Below are 4,794 nucleotides of genomic sequence, written 5' to 3'. Positions count from 1 at the left end.
GATCAAGAACGGCACCATTTCCGGCAAGATCGCCAAGGACCTGTTCGAGATCGTCTGGAATGAGGGCGGCGATCCGCGCCAGCTGGTCGAGAGCCGTGGCATGAAGCAGGTCACCGACACCGGCGCCATCGAGAAGGCCGTAGACGAGGTGATCGCAGCCAACCCCGACAAGGTCGAACAGGCGCGCGCCAAGCCGAGCATGGCCGGTTGGTTCGTTGGCCAGGTGATGAAGGTGACCGGCGGCAAGGCCAATCCACAAGCGGTCAACGACCTCGTCAAGACCAAGCTGGGCATCGAGTAGCGCGGTGTTTGTCCGCACCGCAGGTGAACGTGATCTGACGGCCATCCGGGCGCTGCTGGTCGAAACCTGGCACACGACCTATGACGCGGTCTATGGCCCTGATCGGATCGACCGGGTCATCGAGGATTGGTGTTCGCCGGCGAAATTGAGAGCTAGCCTTGAGCGGCCGAATGCCGAATTCCTGGTCGCAGACGACGGCAAGCGCATTGGCGGCGTCGCCTATGCCGAAAGCGTCGAAGGCGGCACCGTGGTCGACCTGCAACAGCTCCATGTCGCACCCGACCTGCAAGGCCGGGGCATCGGCGGGATGTTGCTCGATGAGGTGATCGAGAATTTTCCGGAAGCCCGCTCTCTACGCATCGAGGTCGTGGAGCAGAACAGGCGTGCGGTCGCCTTCTATCTGGCCAACGGCTTTGCCGAGATTGGCGGGGCCGACAATTATGGGCCGGCGCAGTCCGGGATTGCTGCGTTGATTCTTGAGCGGATGCTGACCGCCTGAGCGCTCGATGATCGCGCGATTGCATCACGTTGTTGCGAGTGGACCCTCGAGCGCACGGCTTTCATTTGACGGCGCAAATATCGAGCGCAAAGCTGTGGCCGCTGACCCCAGCCATGATCGGTGTTTGACCGGTGGCATGCGAGGCACCTTGGGGAATCGTCATGCCAAGCTTGCCGGAACTGATGCCGACACAGGTGTCGGACGAGACCTTTGGCAGCGTCACCTATCATATAGCGGGCGAGCTGGTGCCGGTGCTTTCGGTCGATGTCACGCGCATGCCGGTCTATTTCGAGCACCACATCCTTTTGTGGAAGAATTCCACCATCACCATCGGCCTGAAATCGCTGAAGGGCGCCCTGAAGCGCATGATGGCCGGCATGCAGATCTTCGTCACCGAGGCGTCGGGGGCGGGCATCATTGCCTTCAGCCGCGATGGGCCGGGCCACATCGTGCCGATCCATCTCAGGCACGGCGAAGAGATCCAGGTGCGCGAGCACCAGTTTCTCGCCGCCACCGGCAATGTCGACTACACCTTCGAACGGGTGCGCGGCCTGGCGACGATGCTGTTCGGCCAGAGCGGCTTTTTCATCGACCGCTTTCGCGGTGATTCCGGCGATGGCATCGTCTGGCTGCACGGCTATGGCAACGTCTTCGAAAAGACGCTCGCCGCCGGCGAAACCATCGACATCGAACCGGGCGGCTGGCTGTTCAAGGATGCCTCGGTCAGGATGGAGACCAAGATCGATCGCCTGTCGAGCGGCTTCTTTGGCGCCAACATGAATTTCATCGTGAACCGATTCACCGGACCGGGCCGTGTCGGCATCCAGTCGATGTATCTGCATATGCCGACCGAGGAATAGTTCGGCGAAGGCCACTGGCGGGCAGCAATGGCGGCCACGATCCGGCCATGCGTCATCGCGGCGTTTGCCGTGCCGGCTCACCACGGATATGCAAGGGCCATGACCAAATTGTTCCGCACTGCGGCGCTGGCGCTGCTCGCCATCATCATTTTCGCGACCTTATCGCCGATCCAGATGCGGCCGCACCTCGCTGAAGCAAATGTCGAGCGTGCCTTGGCTTATGTCCTGCTGGGCTTCGCCCTGGCGGTCGGCTTCCCCAACCGACTGTATCAAGTGGTGATTTTCGTGGCTGTGATCGCCGGCATGCTGGAACTGCTTCAGCTCATTGATCCCGGTCGCCATGCACGCCTCATCGATGCATTGGTGAAAGCCTTTGCCGGGGTGGTTGGGATCGTCGCGGGACACCTGATCGTCAGGGCCGGCCGGCAAAAGAGCGAGAGCTAGGCGCGGCAGCAATCCGCCGCGGAGGATCGAGCCTTCGCTAGGCAGCGGGAACCCCCACATTGTCGATTAGCCTGGTCTTGCCGAGCCATGCTGCTGCGAGAAGACGCCCTTCGCGGTTTCGACGCCATGGCGCAAGCGTCAGGCTTTCGCGTGCCTCGACATAGTCGACCTTCTGGAAGCCGACGGCGATGAGGGCGCGGCTGGCCTCTTCGGTTGCGTCGCTCTGGTCGGCGCCGCCCGCCAGAGCCACTGCCGTTTTGCGCAATATCACGTTGAGTTGGCGGGCGACCTTCAGTTCGGCCTCATCGAGATAGGCGTTGCGTGACGACATGGCGAGACCATGCGCGTCGCGTATCGTCGGGGCGCCGACGATCTCGACGGGCAGGTCGAGATCGCCGCAGAGCTGCCTCACAACGCAAAGCTGCTGGTAGTCCTTCTCGCCGAAGACCGCAAAGTCGGGCGTTGCCTGCAGGAGGAGCTTTGCCACGACAGTGGCGACGCCTTCGAAAAAGGTCGGCCGAAAGTCCGATTCGAGCCCGGCGGAGGGGCCGCCGACTGAGATTTTCGTGGCGAAGCCGGCGGGATACATCTCGCCAACCGTCGGTGTGAAAGCAAGGTCGGCCTTTGCCGCGCCGAGCCGGTCGAGATCGCGGGCGAGTTGGCGCGGGTACTTGTCGAGGTCTTCGCTCGGCGCGAACTGTGTCGGGTTGACGAAGATCGACACGACGCAGCGCTCGGCTTTTTCGAGCGCGATCCTGACCAGCGAGATGTGCCCGTCGTGCAAAGCGCCCATGGTCGGCACCATGGCGACACGAAGGCCGTCACGGCGCCAGTCATGGATTTGCGTGCGAAGTGCGGCAACGCTGTCGACGACGACGGGTTGGCTCATGCGTCATCCCTGCTGTTTGTCGCCGAAAAGACATGGCCGGGGCCCGGGAAGGTCCGGTTTCGCACTTCTGCTGCATAGCTCTTTGCGGCATGCGAGATCGCGCTGCGCAGGTCGGCGTATTCCTTGACGAATTTCGGCACGCGATCGACGGTCAGCCCGACCATGTCGTCGATGACCAGGATCTGGCCGTCGCAGTCGCCGCTGGCGCCGATGCCGATGGTTGGAATGGCGAGGCGGCGGCTGATATCGGCGGCGACCCTCTCGACCGTGCCTTCGATGACCACCGAGAAAGCCCCGGCGTTCTCGACGGCGAGCGCATCGCGAAGCAATGCCGCAACAGCCTCCTCGGTGCGGCCTTTGATCTTGTAGCCGCCGTCCTTCTCGACCGATTGCGGCTGCAGGCCGATATGCCCCATGACCGGAATGCCGGCGGCGACGATGGCCGCGATCTGGCTAACCATTTCGACGCCGCCTTCGAGCTTCACCGCCTGGCAGCCGGTTTCGTCGACGACCCGCCGCGCCGAGGCGACGGCAAGTGCTGCCGTGACCTCATAGCTGCCAGCCGGCAGGTCGACGACGACGCAGGCACTGGCCGAGCCGCGCATCACGGCTTGCCCATGCGCGATCATCATCTCCAGGGAGGCACCCAGTGTCGTCTTGTGGCCATGGAGGACCATGGCGACACTGTCACCGACCAGAAGCAGATCGACATGGTGATCAAGCAGACGGGCGATGGGATAGGTATAGGCGGTCAGGCAAACGATCGGCGTGCCGCCCTTGCGGTGGCGAATCGCCTCGGCGCTGATGCGCATGTCGGTGGTCGGCAATTCCGTGGCCAATCGTCACCTCCTTTGGCCTCAAGCCGGGCTGGATACAAGCATGGGCGCGCAGAGCTTTAGAAACACCGCAAAGGCTTGGCAAGCGTGCATGCAGCCACCGGCAGGATCACAGGCTTGTGTCGGGTTTCAGGAAAGCCATTTGCGCACACGCCGTGGCAAAAGCCTTGCCTTCGGCAAGGCCTGACGCCATAAGCAGGAAACGGGCGCTGCTGGCGCGAGGGTTTTGAAATGAAGACTTTCCTTACGCAGTTTTTCACCTGGTGGAACAGCCAGACGATAGGAACCCGCCTGCACACGTGGCGGTATGGCAAGAAGGTCGGCCAGGACGAGACCGGCAATTTTTACTACGAAGGCGGCATCGATTCGGAAGGCCGCACGCGCCGCTGGGTCATCTACCGCAATTATTCGGAAGCTTCGGCGATACCGCCCGGCTGGCACGGCTGGATGCACCACCGTGTCGACGTCGCGCCGTCCAGCGAGGACTACAAGCCACGCGACTGGCAGAAGCCGCATCAGCCCAATCTGACCGGCAGCCCGGCGGCCTATCGCCCGAAGGGCTCGGTGCTCACCAATCAGCATCGCCCGCAGGTCACCGGCGACTACGATGCCTGGACACCCGGGTCGTAGCGACAGGGTGCAAGCCGGTCCTTTATCGCCACAATTGGTGTTTAGCTGCTTGCTGATCAGAAAACGGCGACTAGCCTTGGCGATCGACAGAATCACCCGGGCGCGAACCACCGGTATCTTTGCATGAGCTTTTCTTACTCAATATCGGCCAGTCTGGCGCTAGCCGCCGGTCTTGCCGTCAGCACCGTGGCCTTCGCCGCTTCGCCTGAGCCCGCGGCACCCGCACCGGCGCCGCCCGCGGGAGCGGACCGGGTTACCAATGCCGTTGCCGAGTTTGCCGGTATCGACAAGATCACCGGCCGGATCATCACCTTCGATGTCTATATCGACGAGAC

The 4,794-nt window shown here is 62.6% G+C and carries 6 protein-coding genes and 2 pseudogenes; 6 read left to right on the top strand and 2 right to left on the bottom strand.

The genetic code is table 11. The features are described 5' to 3' along the window. The 4 genes and pseudogenes from gatB to EN925_RS23925 all read left to right on the top strand — a co-directional run. Window positions 1-301 (top strand): annotated as a pseudogene (gene gatB, locus EN925_RS23940) (Asp-tRNA(Asn)/Glu-tRNA(Gln) amidotransferase GatCAB subunit B); the annotation flags it as partial. 4 nt (window positions 302-305) lie between these two features. Beyond that, on the top strand, window positions 306-800 hold the full coding sequence (locus EN925_RS23935; RefSeq protein WP_127370185.1) for a GNAT family N-acetyltransferase: 495 nt from the start codon (window positions 306-308) through the stop codon (window positions 798-800). Window positions 801-961: 161 nt separating this feature from the next. Continuing rightward, window positions 962-1,660 carry an AIM24 family protein gene (locus EN925_RS23930; protein ID WP_127388512.1) on the top strand — a complete coding sequence of 233 codons (699 nt, stop codon included), beginning with the start codon at window positions 962-964 and terminating at the stop codon, window positions 1,658-1,660. Between the two features lie 27 nt (window positions 1,661-1,687). Beyond that, window positions 1,688-2,104, top strand: coding sequence for a hypothetical protein (locus tag EN925_RS23925; RefSeq protein WP_013531350.1), 417 nt, complete (start codon window positions 1,688-1,690; stop codon window positions 2,102-2,104). 37 nt (window positions 2,105-2,141) lie between these two features. Here the strand turns inward: EN925_RS23925 and panC are convergent, their stop codons facing one another. Both panC and panB read right to left on the bottom strand, forming a co-directional pair. Next, the gene (gene panC, locus EN925_RS23920) at window positions 2,142-2,993 is read right to left on the bottom strand and encodes a pantoate--beta-alanine ligase (RefSeq protein ID WP_127388513.1); all 852 of its coding nucleotides are present in this window, start codon (window positions 2,991-2,993) and stop codon (window positions 2,142-2,144) included. Next, a complete protein-coding gene (gene panB, locus EN925_RS23915; protein WP_206519294.1) occupies window positions 2,990-3,805 on the bottom strand; it encodes a 3-methyl-2-oxobutanoate hydroxymethyltransferase in 816 nt (271 codons plus the stop codon). Before panB ends, panC begins: the two co-directional genes overlap by 4 nt. A gap of 255 nt (window positions 3,806-4,060) precedes the next feature. Here panB and EN925_RS23910 point away from each other — a divergent pair, with 255 nt between their 5' ends. Next, complete coding sequence (locus EN925_RS23910; protein ID WP_013531353.1) at window positions 4,061-4,459, top strand: NADH:ubiquinone oxidoreductase subunit NDUFA12; 399 nt, start codon at window positions 4,061-4,063, stop codon at window positions 4,457-4,459. A gap of 123 nt (window positions 4,460-4,582) precedes the next feature. Further along, a pseudogene (locus tag EN925_RS23905) lies at window positions 4,583-4,794 on the top strand (DUF2155 domain-containing protein); the annotation flags it as partial.

It is taken from the genome of Mesorhizobium sp. M7A.F.Ca.US.006.04.2.1 (assembly GCF_004022915.1).
GTDB lineage: Bacteria > Pseudomonadota > Alphaproteobacteria > Rhizobiales > Rhizobiaceae > Mesorhizobium > Mesorhizobium ciceri.
This window is presented reverse-complemented; position numbering and strand designations above follow the sequence as displayed.